Origin of the sequence: Allobosea sp. 2KB_26 (assembly GCF_052115715.1) — a bacterium.
Taxonomy (GTDB): Bacteria; Pseudomonadota; Alphaproteobacteria; order Rhizobiales; family Beijerinckiaceae; genus Allobosea.
In genome coordinates this window covers 187,883-208,232 of sequence record NZ_JBFRHE010000012.1, presented here as the reverse complement: position 1 = coordinate 208,232, position 20,350 = coordinate 187,883, and the positions used below count along the sequence as shown (strand labels likewise).

Below are 20,350 nucleotides of genomic sequence, written 5' to 3'. Positions count from 1 at the left end.
CCGATGGCGCGATCAAAGGCCGCAAGGGCAGCGTCGGTCGGGCCCGAGCGGGACAGCAATTCGGCATGCGCCGCATGAAACGGCTGATAGGCTAAGAGCGCTGGGGCAAGCGATTCAAGCGCGTGCAAACCAGCTCCCAGTGCGCCAGCCTCTGCCAATGCCACGGCACGGTTCAATTGCACAACCGGCGTCGGTTCCATCCGCAACAGGGCGTCGTAGAGCAGGATGATCTGCGGCCAGTCGGGCGGCTCAGACTGGGCATGCAAGGCGGCAATCGCCGCCTTGATCTGAAAGGGCCCCGGCGCGCGCCGCGCCATGGCACGATCGAGCAACGCCAGCCCTTCGGCAATCCGGGCGCCATCCCACAGTTTGCGGTCCTGCAATGCAAGGGGGATGCTGGTTCCGCCGGCATCGAGCCGTGCCGCGCGGCGGGCTTCGGTGATCAGCATCAGCGCCAGCAGCCCTTCGATTTCGGCCTGGTCCGGCCGTAGGCCATTCAATATGCGCGCAAGATAGATGGCCTCTTCGCCCAAGGGACTGGCGTGAGATTCGTCCGTGCCGGAATAGGCCTGGTTGAAGATGAGATAGACGACGGTCAGAACGGATTGCAGCCGTTCTGACCAGGCTTCCGGTCCGGGTACGGCGTAAGGAATGCCGGCCGCGAGTATCTTTGTCCGCGCCCGCGAAAGGCGCTGGCCCATGGTGGTTTCGTTGTCGAGGAAAGCAGCGGCAACGTCCGCCGTGCTCAGTCCGCCCAAGGTGCGCAGGGTCAGTGCGACGCGGGTCTTGGGCTCCAGCGCCGGATGGCAGCAGGTGAAGATCAGCCGCAGCCGTTCATCGGCAATATCCTCGGTCGTCGTCTCGGCTGCTTCCGCTATGGAAAGCCGGGCGATCTCGCCAGCCTTGCGGTCTTCACGGGCCGACTTGCGCAAACGATCGATCGCCTTGCGCAGCGCGGTCTTCAAGAGCCAGCCCTGAGGAGAAGCAGGCAGCCCTGTCCTTCCCCAATGCACGACCGCCGAGGCCAGGGCGTCCTGCAGTGCGTCCTCGGCAAGCTGAAATTCCTCAGCTGAACAATCAGCGCAGACAGAAGCCGCCCCCGATCCATCCGCACCAAATTCTCGATGGCACAGGAAACGGATCGGGGATCGGGAGCGGTGTCCGACATCAGGCGTTGTAGTCCATCAACGGCCGCACTTCGATCGTCCCATAGGCCGCCGACGGGATCATGGCCGCGAAGCGCAGGGCGGCATCCAGGTCGGGAACCTCGAAAATATAGTACCCACCGAGGCGTTCCTTGGTCTCGGCGAAGGGGCCGTCCATCGTCTCCACCTTGCCACCGCGAATCCTCAGACTCGTGGCCGTATCGACATCCTTCAGGCCTTCGCCCGCCACATAGGCGCCCGCCGCCTTCAGGGTTTCGTTGAAGGCGAAATAGCCTTTCATCATCATCTCGAATTCAGGCGAGCCATAGGCTGGCTCGAGGGACGGATCACTATAGATCAGCGCCATGTACTGCATGTCAGGTCTCCGGTGTTGAGCAGGTTCGGGAGGTGTCAGGGGCGAGAGCCAAGCGCCACGAGGGCGAGGGCCACAGTCAGCGTCAGGGTTGCAAGGATGCAGGCGGAGTTACCCGCGATCCGCAGGGGATGGGTGGGGGCATCGGCGCGCAGGCCGATGGGATGCAAGATCCGGCCGATGACCACCAGCGCGCCGGCCGCATGCAGCCAGAGCGGGCCGGCGCCCTGGCCCTCGGCGAGCACCATCAGGATGAGGATCATCGGCACCCATTCGACGAAATTGCCATGCCGGCGGATGCGTTCGTGCAGATCGGCATTGCCTGCATCTCCGATGGAGACGCTCAATGCCGAGCGGGTCTTGGTGACGCCGATCCACAGGGCCAGAAAAATCACGGCCAGGGGGATCGCATAGAGCGAGGTAATCGGAAAAATCATCTGGTTGGGCCATTAGCTTGGTTTCGATGCCCCAAGAACGCTGCCCAATCTGGGATTTCGACATCCGAACAAAAAATATCAAACGAGCACGCCGGGAGGCATCCACTAGGGTAAATTGGCCGCCTGGGCCAGTGACATGAATTTCTATGAAGAATTATTCTGATCGAGAAGAGTGAAGTAGTTTGTATGGCGTCCGTTTCCGATAATGTATCTCACGTCCGATAAATATAGCCTGAAATCCAGTCGATTGGCCGATGCGGATAGACTGTGCGACAAAAACCGGTCCTTCACGTCGCTGCGCCTCGGACCGGAGAACGCGCGAGCGGTCAAACCGGCACGATGGGAACGCGACATCGCGCAGCGTCGACCGGCAGCGCCTCAGCGTTTACTGAGATATTTCATGCCGGTGTCGCACATCACGGTGACGATGGTCGCGCCGGAGCCGAGTTGATCGGCGAGGCGTAAAGCCGCGACGACATTGGCTCCCGTCGACGTTCCCGCGAAGAGGCCTTCCTCCCGGGCGAGGCGGCTGGCCATGGCAGCAGCCTCCTCCGTCGAAACCAGCTCGATCCGGTCGGCCACGTTCTTGTCCCAGAGCGGTACGACGTAGCCAGCCCCGATCCCGTCGATCTTGTGGGCTCCGGTCTCGCCGCCCGACAGCACCGGGGACTCGGCCGGTTCCACAGCCGTGATCGTGACCGCGGCGTTGTGCCGGCGCAGCGCCTCGCCGGTTCCGCGGAGCGAGGCGGCGGTGCCGACGCTCTGGACGAAGCCGTCGATCCTGCCATTCGTTTGCGCCCAGACCTCGTCAGCCATCCCCTGATAGGCTGCCATCTGGTCGCGGTTCTTCATCTGGTCGGTCCAGAAACCGCCGGTCTCGGCGGCAACGAGCCGCGCGGCTTCGATCATGTCGCGGGTGAGTTTCTCGGTCATGCGACCGCTCTCGCTGGGAATGATCTGAAGCTTCGCGCCCAGCATCTTCATATGCTCGAGCTTTTCACGTGCGAAGGCGTCCGAAGTCACGATATGCAGCGGGTAACCCTTCACTGCACAGACCAGCGACAGGGAGACCCCCGTGCTACCGCCGGTATATTCGACGACGGTATCTCCCGGCTTCAGGCGGCCGTCCGCTTCGGCGGCCTCGACCATCGCGAGCGCCATCCGGTCCTTCATGCTCCCTGTCGGGTTTTCGCTTTCCAGCTTCAGCAGGATCCGGGCGTCGCTTGCCGGTGCGATCCGCCGCAGGGCGAGGAGGGTGGTGCTGCCGATGAGGTCCAGGATGGTTCGGTCCGGGCAATTCATCTCAAGGAGCCTTGCTTTTCCAACCAGATCTTGAGCGCAACCGCATTGTTCCGCTCTTCGTCGCGCGCCGCGTAGAGCAGGGTCACCGGACCTTCGCGCAGATGCTGGAAGAGCTCTTTGGCGGCGACCTGCGCCGTCTCGCTTGTCAGCTCGTCCGCATAGGCCCCGCAGAAAGCGTCCCAATCATCGGGCTTGCCGTGAAACTGCTTCCGCAGGGCATCGCTCGGCGCGATCTCCTTGAGCCAGAGGTCGACATGCGCCTTCTCCTTGGAGATGCCGCGGGGCCAGAGCCGGTCGACCAGGATGCGCCTGCCGTCAGCGGCAGCCGGCTGCTCGTAGACACGCTTGAGGGCGAATGCGGTCATTGGACGCCTGCCATGAGGGGAGTGAGGCGCGCACGGAACGCGCGGTTGCCTATTTTCATGCATCTACATCTATTGTAGATGCATATATCTATGAAAGCTGAGACGCAATCGCACGGCAGCCTGCGACGTGAGGCTCGCGCCCTGGTCGACGCTTGCCCGGCCTGGAATACCCGGCTCGCGGCGCGACGCATCTCGATGTTCATCGATCGGGAACTGGCGGGCCTTGGCCTCACTGCGGCGCAAGCCGGACTGATGGCCCAGATTGCGACCATCGGCGACGATACGCTCGGTGCGCTCGCTCAACGGACCGGGCTCGAGCAATCGACTCTGTCGCGCAACCTGCGGACGCTGGAGCGTGGGGGGCTCATCGAGATCGCGGTCGTGGAGACGGATCTGCGGCGCCGTGCGGTGTGGCTGACCGAAGCTGGTGTGCGGCGGCTGCAGGAGGCCCTGCCGATCTGGAGCAAGGCACAGGCCACCCTGGCGCAGATCCTGCCGCCTGGATTGCCGCGCGACCTCGCAGATCACAGCGACGTGCTGAACGAGGCGAAGCCCGAACCCCGATTGCCTTGAAAGCTCCAAAATCTCTTGATCGAGTGCGCGCCCTGGTCCCCCTCCGGCGAGCGTCACAGCGCTGAGGTCGGTCGCGCTGCGATTGGAGGCCTTGCTAGCGGCAGCAGGACAAGAGGTATCGGATCTAGCGCTGCCCTAGCGGTCTGACGGCTTGCCGGACAGGTCGAGAGCGAGGTGCGAGATGACACCTGTCGACGCGTCTGATGTGTTGATGCCGGATCTCGGGCTTCCGCAGAACCTTCGCGGCCCACCACGACCAGGCAGCCGCGAGAATGTCGCGATCTTCTTCGCCCTCCTGCCGGAGCCGGATACCGCGAACTACATTGCCCATCTTGCCGGCGACCTTCGCGCCGAGTTCAACCTGCATGGCCGGCTGCGCCCGACGAGGCTGCTTCATGTCTCGCTCAACAAGGTCGGCAACTTCATCGAATTGCCCGAGGAGATTGTCGCCGCGGCACAGGAAGCGGGCCGAATGGTCGAAGCGCATCAATTTGCCGTGAGCCTTGACCGGTTCCTCAGTTTCAGTGGCGGTGAACCCCACGCCCTTGTCCTGTGCTGCGGGGAGGACCTCGCCGCCCTTTCGACACTGCGCCGCACCATTGATCGGGCGCTCAAGAGGGTCGGGCTGAAACCGGGGGGTCAGGCAGGTTCGACGCCCCATGTGACCATATTATACGACCGCGAGCTCGTACCTCCCATGGGGCTCGAGCGGCCGATCGGCTGGGTTGCCCGCGATTTTGTCCTGATCGAGAGTTTCCAGGGACAAGGCCGATACGAGATTCTGGGGCGCTGGCCGCTGCACCCGCTATGTTGAAGGTCGAATGCGGTAACCACAGCGCCGCGCGCCATGGAGGATGTGTTCCTCTCGTTCGACTGAACAGTCCGGTCCGAGCGCGTCTTGGAAGATCGCGAGTTCGGCGCGGCAAAACCCCTGGCAGATCGACGCGGCGGCGCAGATCGGGCAGTGGTTCTCGATCAGAAGCCAGCCATCGTCGGATCGCTGCCATTCGGCCATATAGCCCTCGCGGCTCCGGATCTCGGTGAGCGCCGCAATGCGGGTTTCCAGCCCTTCGGCGTCCACCATGGCCGCCTGATAGGCGGTGCGCATCTCGGTTTCGCGGGCGTTGATCAAACGGTCGAGCGCGTCTGCCCCCAGGAGTTCGCGCACGGACCGCAACAGGCTGACCGTGAGCTCCGCATGGCTGTCGGGGAAGCGCGCCTGGCCCTTGTCGCTCAAACGCCAGAACTGGGTCGGACGGCCAACGCCTCGGGATACGGCCTCGGTTTCGACAAGCGCGTCGGCTGCGAGCTTCGCGAGTTGCTGCCGCGCGTTCTCGCCCGTGGTGCCAAGCGCCTTTCCTAGATCGGCCGCGGTCTGCGCCCCGCGTGTCTTCAACAGGGTCAGGAGCCGCTCCGCCGGTGGGCGGGGCAGCGAGGATTCATTTTCCAAGTGAAGGCTTGACATATTTGTGGGACGCCAATATTCCAAGTTAATACTTGTTTTATAGAGCTTGCGGCAGCTCACTGCAAGCCCGCGCTGGAGACGATAATGCCCTTCACCCTTCCGAGCCTGCCTTACGCCTCCGATGCGCTGGCACCCGTTATGTCGGCGGAGACGCTGGAGCTGCATCACGGCAAGCACCATCAGGCCTATGTCACCAAGCTCAACGAGCTTGTTCCGGGCTCGTCCTTCGAAGGCTTGAGCCTCGAGGAGCTCATTCGCGGTTCCTTCGAAAAACCGGGCGCAGAGGCGATCTTCAACAATGCCGGCCAGCACTGGAACCACAATTTCTTCTGGCCCTCGCTGCGGCGCGACGCCGGTGGCATGCCCGGCAGGCTGGAAGCCCGGCTGAAGGACGATTTCGGAACGATCGATGGCTTCAAGGCCGAGTTCGTGAAGCAGGGCCTTGCCCAGTTCGGTTCCGGCTGGGTCTGGCTGGTCCAGACGCGGGAAGGGCGTCTTGCCATCACCAAGTCAGCCAACGCGATCAATCCGCTGGTCCATGACCAGACCCCGCTGCTCGGCTGCGATGTCTGGGAGCATTCCTACTATGTCGACTATCGCAACCGCCGTGCCGATTACCTCCAGGCCTTCGTCGATCACCTCGTCGACTGGGAGGTCGTCGCGTCGCGCTTGCCGGCCTGAGCCGGTGACGGGACTCGCCGAGCGGCTCTCGGCGCGGTTGGCGGCTGGCGCGGATAGCGCGATCCTCCGCTTCGCGCTCGGCACTGCCTGCCTGAAGCACGGCGACAGCCCGGCCGCGATCGTGCATCTCGAGCGCGCGGTCGCGCTTGATCCCGATTATTCGGCGGCGTGGGCGCAGCTTGGCCGCGCCCGGTTGCTGGGAGGTCTGACGCAAGCGGCGTGCACGGCGTGGCAGAGCGGAATTGCGGCTGCCGAGCGGCGGGGCGACATTCAGTCGGCCCGGCAGATGCAGGTCTTCCTCAACCGCGCTTCAAGACCTGTCGGAGGCGTGGATCGTGCCTGATCTGCCCTCAGCGATCCTGCTGTTCAAGACGATGCTGGTCGGCGGCCTTGCGCTCTGGTCGGCAATCACGGTCCTGAACAATATCCGCGACTTTCGCGGGGCGGTCGGTGCCATTGCGCGCACATTGGCGATGACGCCGCTCAAGGAGGAGCCCGCCATTCCGACACCGCTGCTGCGGCGGGCATTGCACTCCGGGAGCTGGTCCGTTCTCGCGCTCGCGGGCATCCTTATGATGCAGGCTCTTGCGACCGTGCTGCTCGGCTTTGGCGCGGTTGAACTGATCCACGCCTGTCTCTCTGCCGCAGCTCCGGCCCGGGGAATCTGGTTCTCGACTGCGGGGCTCGGCGTGATGGTGCTGGTCTGGCTATCGATGATGAGCGGAGGGCTCTGGTTTGCCTACTGGATCCGTCAGGGCGAACTCCAGCTCACGCAGATCGCCCTGCTCGTCATGACCATCGTGGCTGCGCTCGCGGTCAATGCCTGACGCCGCTCGGGCGTCAGGCTGGCTTGTCCTGCTGTCTCAGACGATGGGCGGGTTGAGCCGGGCAAACCCCGCCTGACGGCGATAGGGGAAATAGGGATAAGCCGCGGTCACGCTGCTTGCTGCATCCAGCCGCTCGATCTGCTCGGCGGTCAGCGACCAGCCGACCGCTCCGAGATTCTGCCGGAGCTGCTCCTCGTTGCGGGCGCCGATGATGACGCTCGATACGGTCGGGCGCTGAAGCAGCCAGTTGATCGCGATCTGCGGCACGGATCTGCCGGTCTCCTTGGCGACCTCGTCGAGCGCATCGACCACTGCATAGAGCCGGTGATCATCGACCGGCGGACCGAACTCGGCTGTCTGGTGCAGGCGGCTTCCCTCCGGCAGCGGCTGACCGCGGCGCAGCTTGCCGGTGAGGCGACCCCAGCCGAGCGGGCTCCAGACCAGTGCGCCGACGCCCTGATCGCGCCCGAGCGGCATCAGTTCCCATTCGTAGTCGCGCCCGACCAGCGAGTAATAGACCTGATGCGCGACATAGCGCGGGTAGCCATGCTTTTCCGCGATTGCGAGCGACTTCATCAGCTCCCAGCCGGCAAAGTTGGAGACGCCGACATAGCGGAGCTTGCCGGCGCGCACGAGGTCAGCGAGCGTCGACAGGACCTCCTCGATCGGCGTATGCGCGTCGAAGGCGTGGAGCTGCAACAGGTCGATATGCTCGGTGCCGAGCCGGCGGAGCGCATCCTCGACCGCCTTGATCAGGCGTGGGCGCGACGAGCCGGCATCGTTTGGTCCATCGCCCATCGGAAGGCTGGTCTTGGTCGAGATCAGCACCTCGTTGCGGCGGCCCTTGATCGCTTCGCCCAGCACCTCCTCCGACGCGCCGTTGGAATAGACATCGGCAGTGTCGAAGAGGTTGAGACCGGCCTCGAGGCAGATGTCGACCAGTCGCCGGGCTTCCGTGGCGTCGGTGGTGCCCCAGGCTCCGAAGAGCGGGCCCTGGCCGCCGAAGGTTCCGGCGCCGAAGCTGAGGGCAGGGACCTTGAGGCCGGATGCTCCGAGATTGCGATAGTCCATGATGGCTCTCCTTGATGGTGTGATGGAGCAGATAAGTCTGGTTGGATGAAATCGCTCAGCAGCGACTCAGGGCCGGTGCCGTGAGCGCGGCCTTGCGATCGAGGCGCAGGCTCCAGAGTGCGACCATGAGGCCGCCGATCGGCATCAGCGCTGCGACGAGGGGGACGGCCGTCAGGCCCGGCCCGTGGTCGATCACGGCGCCGCCGGCCCAGGCGCCCAGCGCATTGCCGAGATTGAAGGCGGCAATATTGAGGCTGGAGGCGAGGCTCTGGCCCGCCCCGGAGGCTTTCTCCAGCACCCAGATCTGCAGCGGAGGCACGGTCGCGAAGCCGGCGGCGCCGAGCAGTCCGACGAAGATGGTGGCTGCGATGCCATCGTGAATGGCGAAGGTCATCAGGCCGAGCACCACAGCCAGGACAAGCATGCTGCCGATCACCGTCGGGACCAGGTAACGGTCGGCCAGTCGCCCGCCGATCAGGTTGCCGACGATCAACCCGCCGCCGAAGACGAGCATGACCGGCGAGACCAGGCTATCGCCGAGCCCCGTCACCTTGGTCAGGATCGGCGCGATATAGGTGAAGACCGCGAACACGCCGGCAAAGCCAAGGACAGTCGTCAGCAGGCCGAGCAGCACCGGGCGTTGCGCCATCGCCTTCAGATCGGTGCGCCAGTCGCTGGCCTCCGGTGCCGTCTTGTCCTTCGGCACAAAGGCCGCGATGATCGCGAGCGCAACGATGCCGACGAGCGTCACAGCCCAGAAGGTGGCGCGCCAGCCGAGCTGCTGCCCGAGCCAGGTACCGAACGGCACGCCGAGGATATTGGCGATCGTCAGGCCGGTGAACATGATCGCGATGGCCGAGGCCTTGCGCTCCTGCGGGACCAGACCCGTGGCGACGACCGAGCCGACGCCGAAGAAGGTGCCATGTGCGAAGGCGGTGAGGATGCGCGCTGCCATCAGCAGCCCGTAATCCGGAGCCAATGCGCAGGCGGCGTTGCCCAGCGTGAAGATGACCATGAGGGCGAGCAGCACGGTCTTGCGCGGCCAGCGCGCGGTGAAGGCGGTCATCAGCGGCGCCCCCACGACGACGCCGAGCGCATAGCCGGAGATCAGAAGGCCGGCCGAAGCGATCGAGACGCCGAGATCGGCGCTGACCTCGATCAGAAGCCCCATGATGACGAATTCGGTGACGCCGATGCCGAAAGCGCCGGCGGTGAGGGCATAGAGTGCAATGGGCATGGTGGTTGTCCGCAAGACGGGGAATGTCTCGTGGCAAGATGGCGCGTTGCAGCATCGTGCGTTAGGTTGCCGCAAGGAACATCATTTGTGAGATGAATTCATCATGGCACGTTTGGAGATCAACCGCTCCGGCGAGATGGAGGTCTTTGCCCGGGTCGTCGAGCTCGGCGGCTTCTCGGCGGCGGCCCGTGCCTTCCGGATGACGCCTTCGGCTGTCAGCAAGCTCGTCGCGCGGCTGGAGGCCCGCCTTGGCACGAGACTGGTGAACCGCTCGACGCGCAAGCTCCAGCTCACGCCGGAAGGCGGCATCTTCTATGAACGCAGCATCCGCGTCCTGGCCGATCTGGACGAGGCAGAGCGCAGCGCCTCCTCCAGCGAGAGCCCGACAGGCCGCATTCGCCTCAACACCAACGCCTCCTACGGCACGCATATTCTCGCGCCGGTCGTGCCGGAATTTCTGGCGCGCTACCCCGGCGTGACGCTGAACATAGTGCACACCGATGCGGTCATCGACCTTATGGAAGAGCGTACCGATGTCGCGGTCAGGGCCGGGCCGCTGAAGAGCTCCAATCTCATTGCCCGCAAGCTCGGCGCGACCCGCATGACGATCGTCGCGGCGCCGAGCTATCTGAAGCGGTTCGGCGAACCCAAAAGCGTCGCGGAACTCGACGATCATAACCGCATCGGACTTTGTTACGCTCGCACGATAGAAGGCTGGCCGCTGCTGGATGACGGTCAAGCCGTCACCGTCCCGATCGTCGGCAGCACGCAGACCAGCGATGGCGAAGCCTTGCGGCATCTGGCCGTCGCGGGGGTGGGGCTTGCGCGGCTCGCGACCTTCACCGTGCGCGAGGATATCCGGGCGGGACGGCTGCGGCCGGTTCTAGAGGAGAGCAATCCCGGCGATCTCGAGGAGGTGCACGCTGTCTATCTGGGGCAAGGCGGCCCCTTGCCGGCGCGTATCCGGGCCCTGCTCGATTTTCTGGGGGAGAAGGCTCGCGTCGGTTGAGCCCTGCCGATTCCCTGCCTAGACCAAGGCGTACAGGCAGGGGGCGACATGGCGATCACGATTTACGGCATCAAGAACTGCGACACGATGAAGAAGGCGCGAACCTGGCTGGACGAGCACGGGGTCGCCTATCGCTTCCATGACTACAAGGCCGTGGGTGTAGCACGCGCCAGCCTCGAGGCATGGTGTGCGGAGCATGGCTGGGAAACGGTCCTGAACCGCGCCGGCACGACCTTTCGCGCTCTGCCCGATGCCGACAAAACGGGGCTCGACACCGGCAAGGCAATTTCGCTGATGCTGGCGCAGCCCTCCCTGGTCAAGCGGCCGGTGCTCGACCTTGGCTCGCGGACACTGGTCGGTTTCAAGCCGGCGGTCTACGAGGCGGCCTTCCCGCGCTGATCCATGATCATACCGCGCCCGGCCGTGCCGTCACGGTGGGCCGGCGTGCGCTGCACTTCCGTTGTCGCGGCTGCTGCGCTACCTCGCTGCGCATGACAACCGATTTCAGCTTCCATCTGCTCGGTCGGGACGGCGCTGCCCGTACCGGCGAGATCCGCATGCCACGCGGCGTAATCCGTACCCCGGCCTTCATGCCGGTCGGCACAGCCGCGACCGTCAAGGGAATGTATCCCGAGCAGGTCAAGGCGCTCGGTGCCGATGTCGTGCTCGGCAATACCTATCACCTGATGCTGCGCCCCGGCGCGGAGCGCATCGCCGGTCTTGGCGGTCTGCACAGGTTCATGAACTGGTCACATCCCATCCTGACCGATTCCGGCGGGTTCCAGGTGATGTCGCTCTCCCAGCTCCGGAAGCTGACCGAGGAGGGCGTGACCTTCCAGTCGCATATCGACGGCTCGCGCCACATGCTCTCGCCCGAGCGTTCGGTCGAGATCCAGAATCTGCTCGGCTCCGACATCGTCATGCAGCTCGACGAATGCGTCTCGCTGCCATGCGAGGATAAGGTCGCCGAGAAGGCGATGCGCCTGTCGCTGCGCTGGGCCGAGCGCTGCAAGACAACCTTCGGAAATCCCGCGGGCAGGGCGCTCTTCGGCATAGTCCAGGGCGGTGCCGTACCGGCGCTGCGCGTCGAGAGCGCCCGGTCGCTCGTCGAAATGGATCTCAAGGGCTATGCGATCGGTGGCCTCGCGGTTGGCGAGCCGCAGGATGTGATGCTGGCGATGATCGAAACGGTCGAGCCGCATCTGCCGCAGGAGCGCCCACGCTATCTGATGGGCGTCGGCACGCCGGATGATATCGTCGAGGCGGTGAGCCGCGGCGTCGACATGTTCGACTGCGTGATGCCGACCCGTGCCGGCCGCCATGGCCAGATCTTCACCCGCTTCGGCCGGATGAATCTGCGCAATGCCAAGCACGCCGACGACCCGCGGCCGATCGACCCCAAGTCGAGCTGCCAGGCCGCCAACGGCTATGCGCGCGCCTATCTGCACCATCTCGTCAAGGCCGACGAGATGCTCGGCAAGATGCTGCTGACCTGGGTCAATCTCGCCTATTATCAGGAGTTGATGGCCGGGCTGCGCGCCGCGATTGCGGCCGGAACACTTGCCGATTTCATTGCCGAGACCAAGGAAGGCTGGGCGAGAGGCGAGCCGGCATGATCCGGATCGCGGCAACGGATTCCCGGCTGGAGCGATGATCGACCCCTGGCTCGGCATGCTGCTGCTCAAGATGGCGACCGCGGCAGCGATCGTGGTCGGCTGTTCGTTGCTGGCCGAACGGACCGGTCCGCTTGTTGCGGCCCTGATCGCGACGCTGCCGATTTCGGCCGGGCCGGTCTATGTCTTCCTCGCGCTCGAGCACGACCCGGCCTTCATCGCCGCCGGTGCGCTCGGCAGCATGGCCGCCAATCTCTCGAATTCCGGCCTGGCGCTGGTTTATGTCCTGCTCGCCCAACGCCTCGGCACGGTGGCGAGCCTCGTGTCCGGGCTGGCGATGTGGTTGACGATCGCATTCGTGCTGCGGCAGCTCACGCCGCCGGTCATGGTCATGGCTGTGCTGACCGTTGCGGTCTTTGCCGGCCTCCACATGCTCTTCAGGCCGTATCTGGCGGCGAGACCGGCGGCGCCTCCTGGACGGCCCTGGTACGCGATCCCGCTGCGTGCCGCTTGCGTCGCTGGGCTGGCGGGAACGGTGACGACCATCAGCGCGCGCGTCGGCCCGGGCTGGTCCGGTGTGCTGGCCGCATTTCCGATCGTGCTGTCGAGCCTCATCGCTATGCTGCAGCCGCGCATTGGTGGCCCCGCGACGGCGGCCGTCATCGCCAACTGCGCGCTCGGCCTTCTCGGGTTCGGCCTTGCGCTTGGCCTTGTTCACCTGACGGCGGTGCCGCTCGGATCATGGCCGGCGCTCGGCCTCGGGCTTCTGCTTTGCGTCGGCTGGAATCTGGGCCTGATGTCCATGGCCCATCGCGCGCGTCGGGCGGCGCCATGACGCGACAAACAGGCCGCCAATGATCAGGATAAAGCCCGCCACCTGAAGCGGGCCCGGGATTTCACCAAGGATCGGGATGGCCAGCAGGGTGCCGGTCACCGGGATCAAGGGGGGAAATCGCCCGACGACCGAGGCGCCGAGCACATGCGCCGCCCAGCCCCAGATCCACAGGCCGATGATGACGTTGAGCACGCCCTGATTGAGCGCATGCGCGACGAGCACCCACCACGGCGCGACATCGAAGCCGCGGAAATAGAACGCGAAGTAGAACGGCAGATAGGCCATCGACAGGATCGAGACGATCGCCGCTGCCTTCAACCCGTTGACCTTCCAGAGCTGGATCAGCAGCGGGTAGAAGCCCCAGAGCAGCCCGACGCCGAGAAAGCAGAGATCGCCGCGCAAGGTGCCGGCCGTCGAGCCGGTGCTGCCGGCAATGCCGAGGCAGGCCAGGCCTGCGAGAACCCCGATGACGCCGATGATCAGTTTCCGCGTCAGCAGGGCGCCAAACAACACGACGCTTCCTGCGATGCCGATCAGCGTCACGGTGCCGGGGCCGATGGTGGCGCCATGGGCCGCGGGGGCAAGCGTCAGCCCGGTCAGCATCAGATAGGTCATCGGGAAGCCGCTGGTGATCGCGAGCCAGATGCCGCGCCGCCAGGTTACCCCGCCGCATGTCGCCAAGCCGCCATCCCGGAGGAAAATCGGCAGCAGCAGAAGACCGGCGGTCGCGAAGCGCAGGGCAAGCAGATCATGCTGGCTCAGTCCGTTGAGTACGGCATGCCGGCTGATCACGAAGTTCGAGCCGAAGATCAGCACGCTGCAGAGCATGCCAATGACGGCAAGCCGCCAGCGCAGCCGCGCTGCCTTTTGATCGATCAGCGAAGCGTCGGCGATCCTGTCCATGCCTCGATTAATCCCGCATTGCACAATCGCGATATGCCCGATGCTGCATGGCTCGCCCGCACCGCTTGCGGGATGGGAAATCTGTCGGGGCCGCAATTGCTCCCCGGCTGCGCCATTTTGTCGCCGCGTCCGGCCGCTTCTCATGGGGCGACCAAGGGATGAACTCATGAACGACGATACGACGAAGATGGCGATCGGCCGGGTCCTGCGCAGCTTCGGCGGCCAGGTGGCGGTCTCTGTCACGGCCTCCGTGGCTGCCGCCGGAGTCCTGGCCTTTCTTCAGATCCAGTCCGGAGCGGCCCATCGCGCGACCATGCAGATCGTCCGGGCATCGCAGCCTGATGCCGCGCTTGCAGATGCCTCGGAAGCGCCCGTGAGCAAGTTCCTGGAGCGGCATCGCGATCAGATGAGCACAAGCAATGCTCAGCCCGTCTCGCCCGCCAGGGCCTTGGCGGTGCCGGCGACCTTGCTGATGCCGATGGCGACAAGCTGGGCTCTGCCAGCTGGCACGACTCAGGCATTGGCTCGCGCTGAACAGCAACGTAGCAGCGCCCCAGTCACTGCGGCGGCGCACAGCGTCCCGCGCGAGCGGAGCAAGCCAAGCGTCGCGTCAGCGCAGCCCTTGCCGATTTCGCCACCGCTGCAACTGGCAGCCTCCGCGGGCGATGCTGCGCCGGCCGTCGCTTCAACGCGCGGGCCAAGCCTGCTGGGACTGGAACTGCCGGATGGCGTCACGCGCGCCGGCCGCGCGCTGGGCGGCCTCGCCGACCGGGTCGGCGCCGCCGGGACCTGGACGGTCTCGACGGCCAGCCAGCTCCTGCCGAGCTGGTGAGAGCGGGCGCTTTCAGCCTCAGGCCAGCGCCTTCAGCGCCGAGCGCCCGGCATAGATCGCCTGGGCGCCGAGCTCCTCCTCGATGCGGAGCAGCTGGTTGTACTTCGCAGTGCGGTCCGAGCGGGCGAGTGAGCCGGTCTTGATCTGCCCGCAATTGGTCGCAACCGCGAGATCGGCGATGGTCGAGTCCTCGGTCTCGCCTGAACGGTGCGACATCACCGCGGTGTAGCCGGCACGCTGCGCCATCTCGACGGCGGCAAGCGTCTCGGTCAACGTGCCGATCTGGTTGACCTTCACCAGGATAGAGTTCGCGGTCTTGCTCTTGATGCCCTGGGACAGGCGGGTGACGTTTGTGACGAAGAGGTCGTCGCCCACGAGCTGGCACTTGCTGCCGACGAGATCGGTCAGGGCCTTCCAACCGTCCCAGTCATCCTCTGCCATGCCGTCTTCGATCGAAACGATCGGGTAGTTGCCGACGAGCTTAGCAAGGTATTTCGCCTGCGCCTTCGGATCGCGGGTTTTGCGTTCGCCCTCATAGACATAGGAGCCGTCCTTGAAGAACTCCGTCGCGGCGCAGTCGAGCGCCAGCGCGATGTCTTCGCCCGGCCGGTAGCCGGCCTTCTCGACCGCCTGCATGACGAAATCGAGCGCTGCCTCGGCCGATTTCAGGTTCGGCGCGAAGCCGCCCTCGTCACCGACATTGGTGTTGTGGCCGGCGTCGTGCAGCGCCTTCTTCAGCGTGTGGAACACCTCGGCGCCCATGCGCAGGGCTTCCGCGAAGGAGGGCGCGCCGACCGGCATGATCATGAATTCCTGGAAATCGATCGGGTTGTCGGCATGGGCGCCCCCATTGACGATGTTCATCATCGGCACGGGCAGGACGCGGGCGGAGGTGCCGCCGACATAGCGATAGAGCGGCAGGCCCGAACATTCGGCTGCGGCCTTGGCGACGGCGAGCGAGACGCCGAGAATGGCATTGGCGCCAAGCTTCTTCTTGTTCGGGGTGCCATCGAGATCGATCATGGTCTGGTCGATCGCGGCCTGGTCCTCGGCATCCATGGCGACGAGGGCTTCGGCGATGGTGGTGTTGACGATCTCGACCGCCTTCAGCACGCCCTTGCCGAGATAGCGGCTCTTGTCGCCGTCACGAAGCTCGACCGCTTCATGCGCACCTGTCGAGGCGCCGGAAGGAACCGCGGCGCGGCCCATGGAGCCGTCTTCGAGCACCACGTCGACCTCGACGGTCGGGTTGCCACGGCTGTCGAGAATCTGGCGGCCGATGATGTCGATGATCGCGGTCATGGGAGGCTCCGGTGCGAGGCGAAACGGAAGGATGCGGCGCTTCTAGCCAAGCACAGGCGTAACGGAAAGAGGCGTCGCGGCGATTGGCCGGTGGCGCGGGCGCGCCCGAGGCTCTAGAAGGCCGCCTTCAAGGAGCCATGACCATGACGATCGATGCCTCGACCCTGCAGCTGGGACAATCCAGCGCCCTGCCGCAATCCCCGGAGGAGGCCCGCCTCGACCGCGTGCCCAATCCGCATGCGGGCACCAATTACCTCGCCCGCTTCACCTGCCCGGAATTCACGTCGATCTGCCCGGTGACCGGCCAGCCTGATTTCGGCATCCTGGTCATCGATTATCTGCCCGGCCAATGGCTGGTCGAATCGAAATCGCTGAAGCTCTATCTCGGCTCGTTCCGCAACCACGGAGCCTTCCACGAGGATTGTACCGTCAATATCGGCAAGACCCTGGTCGAGCTGCTGGAGCCGGAATGGTTCCGCATCGGCGGCTATTGGTACCCGCGCGGTGGAATCCCGATCGATGTGTTCTGGCAGACCGGCGAGCCGCCGAAGGGGCTTTGGCTGCCCGATCAAGGTGTCGCCCCCTATCGCGGTCGCTGAGTTCAGGTCCGCGAGCCTGCCAGCGGCAGGATGCGCGGAGTCAGGATGCCGAGCAGGCCGATCCCTGCCGCGAAGAGCAGGATCGCGCCTGTCGTGCCGAGCAGATGCAGGGCGATGCCCATGGCGACCGGGCCGATCGCGTGGCCCAGGAACAGCGCGCAGGCGAAGAGCGAGACGGCCGAGCCGCGCGCGGTCGGAGCGAGTTCGGTCGCCTGAGCCTGGAAGGTGCCGTGCATCAGGAAGAAGCCGAACCCGTTCAGGGTGAACAGGCCAACCGCGCTCCACCAAGGCAGGAAGGGCAGTGAGAACAGCACATAACCCGTCGCCATCAGGAGCCCTCCGGTGACCGTCATGCGGGCCGGTCCGAGGCGCTCGACCAGGATGCGGGTCAGGATTCCATAGATGATGCCGCCAAGTCCGGTTCCGGCGATCACCAGCCCGGCCAGTGAGGGACCGATCCCTGAGCGCTCCTGCAGGATCGCCGCCACATAGGGTGGCATGCCGAAGATCAGGCTGCCCTCGGTGATGACGATCGCGTAGAGCAGCTTGCTGCGCGGGTTGGCGAAGACGGATCTGTAATTCGCCAGCGCGCCGGCAAAGCTGAGCGGCAGCCGTGCCGCATCCGGCCGCGGCTTCAGCACGAAGATGACAAGGAGCGCTGCAGCCGCCGCCATGGCAGCGGCCATCACGAAGACACTGCGCCAGCCGAAATGCTCCGCGATCACGCCCGAGCAGGCGGCTCCCGCCATTTGTCCGACGATCATCAGGACAAGGAAGCGCCCGAGCAGTACCTGCCGCTCGGCCATCGGCGCGCGGTCACCGATCGCGGCCATGGCGATGGGGATCACGCCGCCGGCGACGATGCCCGTGCTCGCCCGGATTACGGTCAGTACGTCGAAGGACAGGGAGAAGGCGGCCGCCATCGAGAGCAGGGCGAGCAGGCCGAGACAGACGCTGATCGTCCGCAACTTGCCGCCCGAATCCGCGATCGGGCCGAGGAAGGGTTGACCGACCGCGTAGGCAAAGGAGAACGCGGTCGCCATGGCGGCGATCTGCACGATCGTCCGGCCGAACTCGGCCGCTAGTGTCGGCACCAGCGGATCGAGAATCCGCATGGTGAAGGTCGATGCGAAACCGCAGGCCCCGAGGACCAGGATCAGCGGGCGCAGCGAGGCGGGCTTGGTTGCGGTAACGATCTTGTCCATACGCGCCTTAAACCGGCGCGCGCCTCGCCTTGGCAAGCCGATCAAAGCCTTGCAGCTCTGCGATCAGCGCAGGGAAGTCCGCGAGCGGAACCATGTTGGGGCCGTCCGACGGTGCATTGTCGGGGTCTGGATGGGTCTCGATGAAGAGGCCGGCGACGCCGACCGCGACCGCTGCCCGCGACAGCACGGGTACGAATTCACGCTGGCCGCCCGTGGAGGCGCCCTTGCCACCCGGCTGCTGGACGGAATGCGTTGCGTCGAAGATCACCGGCGCGCCGATGCCTTCGGCCATGATCGGCAGCGCCCGCATGTCGGTGACAAGTGTGTTGTAGCCGAAGGAGGCACCGCGCTCGGTGACCATGACATTCGGGTTGCCGCTCTCGGTGACCTTGGCTGCGACATTGACCATGTCCCAGGGGGCCAGAAACTGGCCCTTCTTGACGTTGACCACGCGCCCGGTCTGCGCGGCGGCAACCAGCAGATCGGTCTGACGGCACAGGAAGGCAGGAATCTGCAGGACGTCGACGACCTCAGCCACGGCCGCGCATTGCCCGGCTTCGTGCACATCGGTCAGGACCGGCAGGCCGGTGCGTTCGCGGATCTCGGCGAAGACGGGCAGGGCGGCCTCCAGGCCCATGCCGCGCTGCCCCTTGACGCTGGTCCGGTTCGCCTTGTCGAAGGAGGTCTTGAAGACCAACCCGATCTCAAGTTTTACCGCCATCTCCTTGAGCGCAAGGGCGATTTCGAGCGCGTGCTCGCGGCTTTCCATCTGGCAGGGGCCAGCGATCAATGCGAGAGGCAGAGCGTTGCCGAAGCGGACCGGCCTTGCGAGGTCGGCGCCGATCGTGACGATGGCGTTGGCGGACATGGCGGCTCCAATGCGGTTGTTGGCGGCGGGCTTAGGGCCCTCGTCCCGCTGAGGTCAAGCCGGAGCTTGCGGGTCACGTCACCTCGAACCAGGTCCAGAGACCGAGATCGAATCGCTCCAGCACAGTCGACGAAATGAGCCAGCGGCCGGGATTGTCGGCGATGAAGGCGATGTGAAGCCGCCGCCCTTCGGGGATCTGGACCGTATCGAGGAAATAGGGCTCCCAGCCGTCGTCGAGGGGATGCAGCAGGCGAAAACTATGGCCGTGGACATGGAACGGCTGCAGGAAGGCGGTGCGATTGTCGATTGCGATCACCACCGGGGCGCCGCGCCTGACGCTGAAGAGGGGCCTGGCATCGGGCGTGCCGATAGCACCATTGATCGCCCAGGGCCGGGCGAGATCAAGGCCGGAGAGGTCCAGTTTGCTGTCGGCGGTGACCTTGGCTCCGCCGGTCACGACGATTTCGCTGCGCCTGGCGTCTTGCAGCCGCACGGCGGGCGGCAGGGTCGGGTTCGGCTTAAGTGCGGCGATTTCGCCTGCCGCCGCCTGCTTTGCTCCCTCCGCGACGAAGCGCAGGAGAGGGACGCCCGAGCCGGTGAGCGCCGTGACCATTGCCGTGGCGCCGGCTTCATCCGGCATATCGAAGACGAGATCGTAGCGCGTGCCGGGAGCGAAGGGCAGCTGCGCGCGCACGGGTTCGAAATTATCGGTCGGCTGGCTGTCGACGGCCATGACGAACGGCTTGATGCCCTCGAAGCGCAGCCGCGTGATCCGGGCATTGCAGGCATTGGCGAGGCGCAGCCGAACGCGTGCGCCTGGAGGCAGCGCGATGCGCTGGGCCGGCGCCTTGCCATTGACGGTGATCCAGTTGCCGAGCCGGCCGGCCGCGGCTCCCTCCGGTCCCTTTGCGTCGAAGGGCTGAATCGACTGGTCGTCGCCCAGCAGCCAGTCAGCGAGGATCACCGGCAGGTCGAGATCGACGCGTGGCGGCTCAGTCTCCTCGACGATGAGCAGGCCGGCCAGGCCGCGTCCTGCTGGCTCGGACGAGGCCCCGACGAGGAGAGGGCGATACAGGAAGAAGCCCGAATCGGGCGGCGTCAGCCGGTATTCGAAGCTGGCTCCCGGCGCGATCGGCTGCTGGCTGAAGCCGCCGACGCCATCCATCTCGGACGATCCGCGCAGACCATGCCAATGCAGGCTCAGCGGTTTCGTCGTTCGGTTCTCCAGCCGGAGCCGCAGCGTCTGCCCCAGTTTGATCCGCAATACGGGCCCTGGCGTTTCGCCATCGACGGCCCAGACCTCGCTCTCCGGCGCCGGAGACGGCCGCAAGCGCGCCTTCGCCGGGCCGACAACGAGGTTCCGGCTCGGCAGCGCAGCCGAATCGGCGTTCTTCGTCAGAGACTTCACTGCGGGGGCGGTCGGCAAGGATTGTGCGCCGGCCTCGCCCAGAACTGCACTGGCGCCCAGCCCCGCCAGCACCATGCGCCGTGTTGGCATGGTCGCCTGGAGACTGTGAGAGATTGGACGGCGAGCGCTTCTGTCGGTCATGGCAAGCGGCATAATCCGTGGCGCGCGATCTGGCGAGAGGCCGGGATGGCATGCCTGTTTCAGCGGTTTCGCAGAACCGTCGCATTTTTTTGCTGCATGCTGCGCCTGAAATGCGTATAGCACCGCGGCCCAACGATGGCGGCGCTGCGTTTGCTCGCG

General features: G+C 65.4%; 24 protein-coding genes. 11 read left to right on the top strand and 13 right to left on the bottom strand.

Translation table 11 applies throughout. From position 1 onward, the window contains the following. The 5 genes from AB4099_RS26520 to AB4099_RS26500 all read right to left on the bottom strand — a co-directional run. Nucleotides 1-1,013: RNA polymerase sigma factor (locus AB4099_RS26520; protein ID WP_441480241.1), on the bottom strand; the 1,013-nt coding region annotated here is incomplete at its 3' end. A 154-nt stretch (nt 1,014-1,167) separates the two neighbouring features. Beyond that, a complete protein-coding gene (locus tag AB4099_RS26515; protein ID WP_441480240.1) occupies nt 1,168-1,521 on the bottom strand; it encodes a YciI family protein in 354 nt (117 codons plus the stop codon). A 35-nt stretch (nt 1,522-1,556) separates the two neighbouring features. Continuing rightward, nucleotides 1,557-1,955 carry an MAPEG family protein gene (locus tag AB4099_RS26510; protein WP_441480239.1) on the bottom strand — a complete coding sequence of 133 codons (399 nt, stop codon included), beginning with the start codon at nt 1,953-1,955 and terminating at the stop codon, nt 1,557-1,559. A 378-nt stretch (nt 1,956-2,333) separates the two neighbouring features. Beyond that, a complete protein-coding gene (locus AB4099_RS26505; protein ID WP_441480238.1) occupies nt 2,334-3,257 on the bottom strand; it encodes a PLP-dependent cysteine synthase family protein in 924 nt (307 codons plus the stop codon). After that, entirely contained in the window at nt 3,254-3,622 is a 369-nt protein-coding gene (locus AB4099_RS26500; protein ID WP_113518418.1) for a DUF488 domain-containing protein, read from the bottom strand. Before AB4099_RS26500 ends, AB4099_RS26505 begins: the two co-directional genes overlap by 4 nt. A 90-nt stretch (nt 3,623-3,712) precedes the next feature. Between AB4099_RS26500 and AB4099_RS26495 the strand changes: the two genes are divergently transcribed. Next, nucleotides 3,713-4,195 (top strand): MarR family winged helix-turn-helix transcriptional regulator, encoded by a 483-nt coding sequence (locus AB4099_RS26495; protein ID WP_441480237.1) that lies wholly within the window; start codon nt 3,713-3,715, stop codon nt 4,193-4,195. 181 nt (nt 4,196-4,376) lie between these two features. Continuing rightward, nucleotides 4,377-5,009 carry a 2'-5' RNA ligase family protein gene (locus tag AB4099_RS26490; protein ID WP_113518420.1) on the top strand — a complete coding sequence of 211 codons (633 nt, stop codon included), beginning with the start codon at nt 4,377-4,379 and terminating at the stop codon, nt 5,007-5,009. On the opposite strand, the gene AB4099_RS26485 is transcribed toward AB4099_RS26490, so the two are convergent. Then, nucleotides 5,001-5,660 (bottom strand): helix-turn-helix transcriptional regulator, encoded by a 660-nt coding sequence (locus tag AB4099_RS26485; protein ID WP_441480247.1) that lies wholly within the window; start codon nt 5,658-5,660, stop codon nt 5,001-5,003. The two genes, AB4099_RS26490 and AB4099_RS26485, sit on opposite strands and share 9 nt — an antisense overlap. 84 nt (nt 5,661-5,744) lie before the next feature. Here AB4099_RS26485 and AB4099_RS26480 point away from each other — a divergent pair, with 84 nt between their 5' ends. Genes AB4099_RS26480 through AB4099_RS26470 form a run of 3 tightly spaced genes read left to right on the top strand, consistent with a single transcriptional unit; the run spans nt 5,745 to nt 7,168 of the window. Then, on the top strand, nt 5,745-6,341 hold the full coding sequence (locus AB4099_RS26480; protein WP_441480236.1) for a superoxide dismutase: 597 nt from the start codon (nt 5,745-5,747) through the stop codon (nt 6,339-6,341). Nucleotides 6,342-6,345: 4 nt separating this feature from the next. Further along, complete coding sequence (locus AB4099_RS26475) at nt 6,346-6,684, top strand: tetratricopeptide repeat protein (RefSeq protein WP_441480235.1); 339 nt, start codon at nt 6,346-6,348, stop codon at nt 6,682-6,684. Further along, on the top strand, nt 6,677-7,168 hold the full coding sequence (locus AB4099_RS26470) for a DUF2165 family protein (RefSeq protein ID WP_113518424.1): 492 nt from the start codon (nt 6,677-6,679) through the stop codon (nt 7,166-7,168). Before AB4099_RS26475 ends, AB4099_RS26470 begins: the two co-directional genes overlap by 8 nt. A 36-nt stretch (nt 7,169-7,204) precedes the next feature. Here the strand turns inward: AB4099_RS26470 and AB4099_RS26465 are convergent, their stop codons facing one another. Further along, a complete protein-coding gene (locus AB4099_RS26465; RefSeq protein WP_441480234.1) occupies nt 7,205-8,239 on the bottom strand; it encodes an aldo/keto reductase in 1,035 nt (344 codons plus the stop codon). A 55-nt stretch (nt 8,240-8,294) separates the two neighbouring features. Next, complete coding sequence (locus tag AB4099_RS26460) at nt 8,295-9,476, bottom strand: MFS transporter (RefSeq protein WP_113518426.1); 1,182 nt, start codon at nt 9,474-9,476, stop codon at nt 8,295-8,297. 103 nt (nt 9,477-9,579) lie between these two features. Here AB4099_RS26460 and AB4099_RS26455 point away from each other — a divergent pair, with 103 nt between their 5' ends. The 4 genes from AB4099_RS26455 to AB4099_RS26440 all read left to right on the top strand — a co-directional run bounded on the left by AB4099_RS26455 (nt 9,580) and on the right by AB4099_RS26440 (nt 12,933). After that, the gene (locus tag AB4099_RS26455) at nt 9,580-10,485 is read left to right on the top strand and encodes a LysR family transcriptional regulator (protein WP_441480233.1); all 906 of its coding nucleotides are present in this window, start codon (nt 9,580-9,582) and stop codon (nt 10,483-10,485) included. A 48-nt stretch (nt 10,486-10,533) separates the two neighbouring features. Continuing rightward, entirely contained in the window at nt 10,534-10,884 is a 351-nt protein-coding gene (locus AB4099_RS26450; RefSeq protein ID WP_441480232.1) for an ArsC family reductase, read from the top strand. Nucleotides 10,885-10,976: 92 nt separating this feature from the next. Beyond that, nucleotides 10,977-12,101 carry a tRNA guanosine(34) transglycosylase Tgt gene (gene tgt, locus AB4099_RS26445; RefSeq protein ID WP_441480231.1) on the top strand — a complete coding sequence of 375 codons (1,125 nt, stop codon included), beginning with the start codon at nt 10,977-10,979 and terminating at the stop codon, nt 12,099-12,101. Between the two features lie 34 nt (nt 12,102-12,135). Next, nucleotides 12,136-12,933, top strand: a complete 798-nt coding sequence (locus tag AB4099_RS26440; RefSeq protein WP_441480230.1) for a hypothetical protein — start codon at nt 12,136-12,138, stop codon at nt 12,931-12,933. Here AB4099_RS26440 and AB4099_RS26435 read toward each other — a convergent pair. Further along, entirely contained in the window at nt 12,838-13,836 is a 999-nt protein-coding gene (locus AB4099_RS26435) for a DMT family transporter (RefSeq protein WP_441480229.1), read from the bottom strand. The genes AB4099_RS26440 and AB4099_RS26435 overlap by 96 nt on opposite strands. Nucleotides 13,837-14,002: 166 nt before the next feature. On the opposite strand from AB4099_RS26435, the gene AB4099_RS26430 reads away from it, so the two are divergent. After that, complete coding sequence (locus AB4099_RS26430) at nt 14,003-14,668, top strand: hypothetical protein (protein ID WP_441480228.1); 666 nt, start codon at nt 14,003-14,005, stop codon at nt 14,666-14,668. A gap of 18 nt (nt 14,669-14,686) precedes the next feature. Here AB4099_RS26430 and eno read toward each other — a convergent pair whose 3' ends face one another. Beyond that, nucleotides 14,687-15,970, bottom strand: coding sequence for a phosphopyruvate hydratase (gene eno / locus AB4099_RS26425; RefSeq protein ID WP_113518433.1), 1,284 nt, complete (start codon nt 15,968-15,970; stop codon nt 14,687-14,689). Nucleotides 15,971-16,113: 143 nt separating this feature from the next. Here eno and queF point away from each other — a divergent pair, with 143 nt between their 5' ends. Further along, nucleotides 16,114-16,569 carry a preQ(1) synthase gene (gene queF / locus AB4099_RS26420; protein WP_113518525.1) on the top strand — a complete coding sequence of 152 codons (456 nt, stop codon included), beginning with the start codon at nt 16,114-16,116 and terminating at the stop codon, nt 16,567-16,569. Between the two features lie 2 nt (nt 16,570-16,571). Here the strand turns inward: queF and AB4099_RS26415 are convergent, their stop codons facing one another. The 3 genes from AB4099_RS26415 to AB4099_RS26405 form a co-directional block, all read right to left on the bottom strand. Next, nucleotides 16,572-17,774, bottom strand: a complete 1,203-nt coding sequence (locus AB4099_RS26415) for an MFS transporter (protein WP_441480227.1) — start codon at nt 17,772-17,774, stop codon at nt 16,572-16,574. Nucleotides 17,775-17,781: 7 nt separating this feature from the next. Then, on the bottom strand, nt 17,782-18,642 hold the full coding sequence (gene kdsA, locus AB4099_RS26410) for a 3-deoxy-8-phosphooctulonate synthase (RefSeq protein WP_441480226.1): 861 nt from the start codon (nt 18,640-18,642) through the stop codon (nt 17,782-17,784). A 73-nt stretch (nt 18,643-18,715) separates the two neighbouring features. Next, nucleotides 18,716-20,140 (bottom strand): multicopper oxidase family protein, encoded by a 1,425-nt coding sequence (locus tag AB4099_RS26405; protein ID WP_441480225.1) that lies wholly within the window; start codon nt 20,138-20,140, stop codon nt 18,716-18,718. Nucleotides 20,141-20,350: the final 210 nt, after the last annotated feature.

Coding starts and splice junctions, on each gene's coding strand:
- AB4099_RS26515 (WP_441480240.1), bottom strand. CDS start 1,521: ATGCAGTACATGGCGCTGATCTATAGTGATCCGTCCCTCGAGCCAGCC.
- AB4099_RS26510 (WP_441480239.1), bottom strand. CDS start 1,955: ATGATTTTTCCGATTACCTCGCTCTATGCGATCCCCCTGGCCGTGATT.
- AB4099_RS26505 (WP_441480238.1), bottom strand. CDS start 3,257: ATGAATTGCCCGGACCGAACCATCCTGGACCTCATCGGCAGCACCACC.
- AB4099_RS26500 (WP_113518418.1), bottom strand. CDS start 3,622: ATGACCGCATTCGCCCTCAAGCGTGTCTACGAGCAGCCGGCTGCCGCT.
- AB4099_RS26495 (WP_441480237.1), top strand. CDS start 3,713: ATGAAAGCTGAGACGCAATCGCACGGCAGCCTGCGACGTGAGGCTCGC.
- AB4099_RS26490 (WP_113518420.1), top strand. CDS start 4,377: ATGACACCTGTCGACGCGTCTGATGTGTTGATGCCGGATCTCGGGCTT.
- AB4099_RS26485 (WP_441480247.1), bottom strand. CDS start 5,660: ATGTCAAGCCTTCACTTGGAAAATGAATCCTCGCTGCCCCGCCCACCG.
- AB4099_RS26480 (WP_441480236.1), top strand. CDS start 5,745: ATGCCCTTCACCCTTCCGAGCCTGCCTTACGCCTCCGATGCGCTGGCA.
- AB4099_RS26465 (WP_441480234.1), bottom strand. CDS start 8,239: ATGGACTATCGCAATCTCGGAGCATCCGGCCTCAAGGTCCCTGCCCTC.
- AB4099_RS26460 (WP_113518426.1), bottom strand. CDS start 9,476: ATGCCCATTGCACTCTATGCCCTCACCGCCGGCGCTTTCGGCATCGGC.
- AB4099_RS26455 (WP_441480233.1), top strand. CDS start 9,580: ATGGCACGTTTGGAGATCAACCGCTCCGGCGAGATGGAGGTCTTTGCC.
- AB4099_RS26450 (WP_441480232.1), top strand. CDS start 10,534: ATGGCGATCACGATTTACGGCATCAAGAACTGCGACACGATGAAGAAG.
- tgt (WP_441480231.1), top strand. CDS start 10,977: ATGACAACCGATTTCAGCTTCCATCTGCTCGGTCGGGACGGCGCTGCC.
- AB4099_RS26440 (WP_441480230.1), top strand. CDS start 12,136: ATGATCGACCCCTGGCTCGGCATGCTGCTGCTCAAGATGGCGACCGCG.
- AB4099_RS26435 (WP_441480229.1), bottom strand. CDS start 13,836: ATGGACAGGATCGCCGACGCTTCGCTGATCGATCAAAAGGCAGCGCGG.
- AB4099_RS26430 (WP_441480228.1), top strand. CDS start 14,003: ATGAACGACGATACGACGAAGATGGCGATCGGCCGGGTCCTGCGCAGC.
- eno (WP_113518433.1), bottom strand. CDS start 15,970: ATGACCGCGATCATCGACATCATCGGCCGCCAGATTCTCGACAGCCGT.
- queF (WP_113518525.1), top strand. CDS start 16,114: ATGACGATCGATGCCTCGACCCTGCAGCTGGGACAATCCAGCGCCCTG.
- AB4099_RS26415 (WP_441480227.1), bottom strand. CDS start 17,774: ATGGACAAGATCGTTACCGCAACCAAGCCCGCCTCGCTGCGCCCGCTG.
- kdsA (WP_441480226.1), bottom strand. CDS start 18,642: ATGTCCGCCAACGCCATCGTCACGATCGGCGCCGACCTCGCAAGGCCG.
- AB4099_RS26405 (WP_441480225.1), bottom strand. CDS start 20,140: ATGCCAACACGGCGCATGGTGCTGGCGGGGCTGGGCGCCAGTGCAGTT.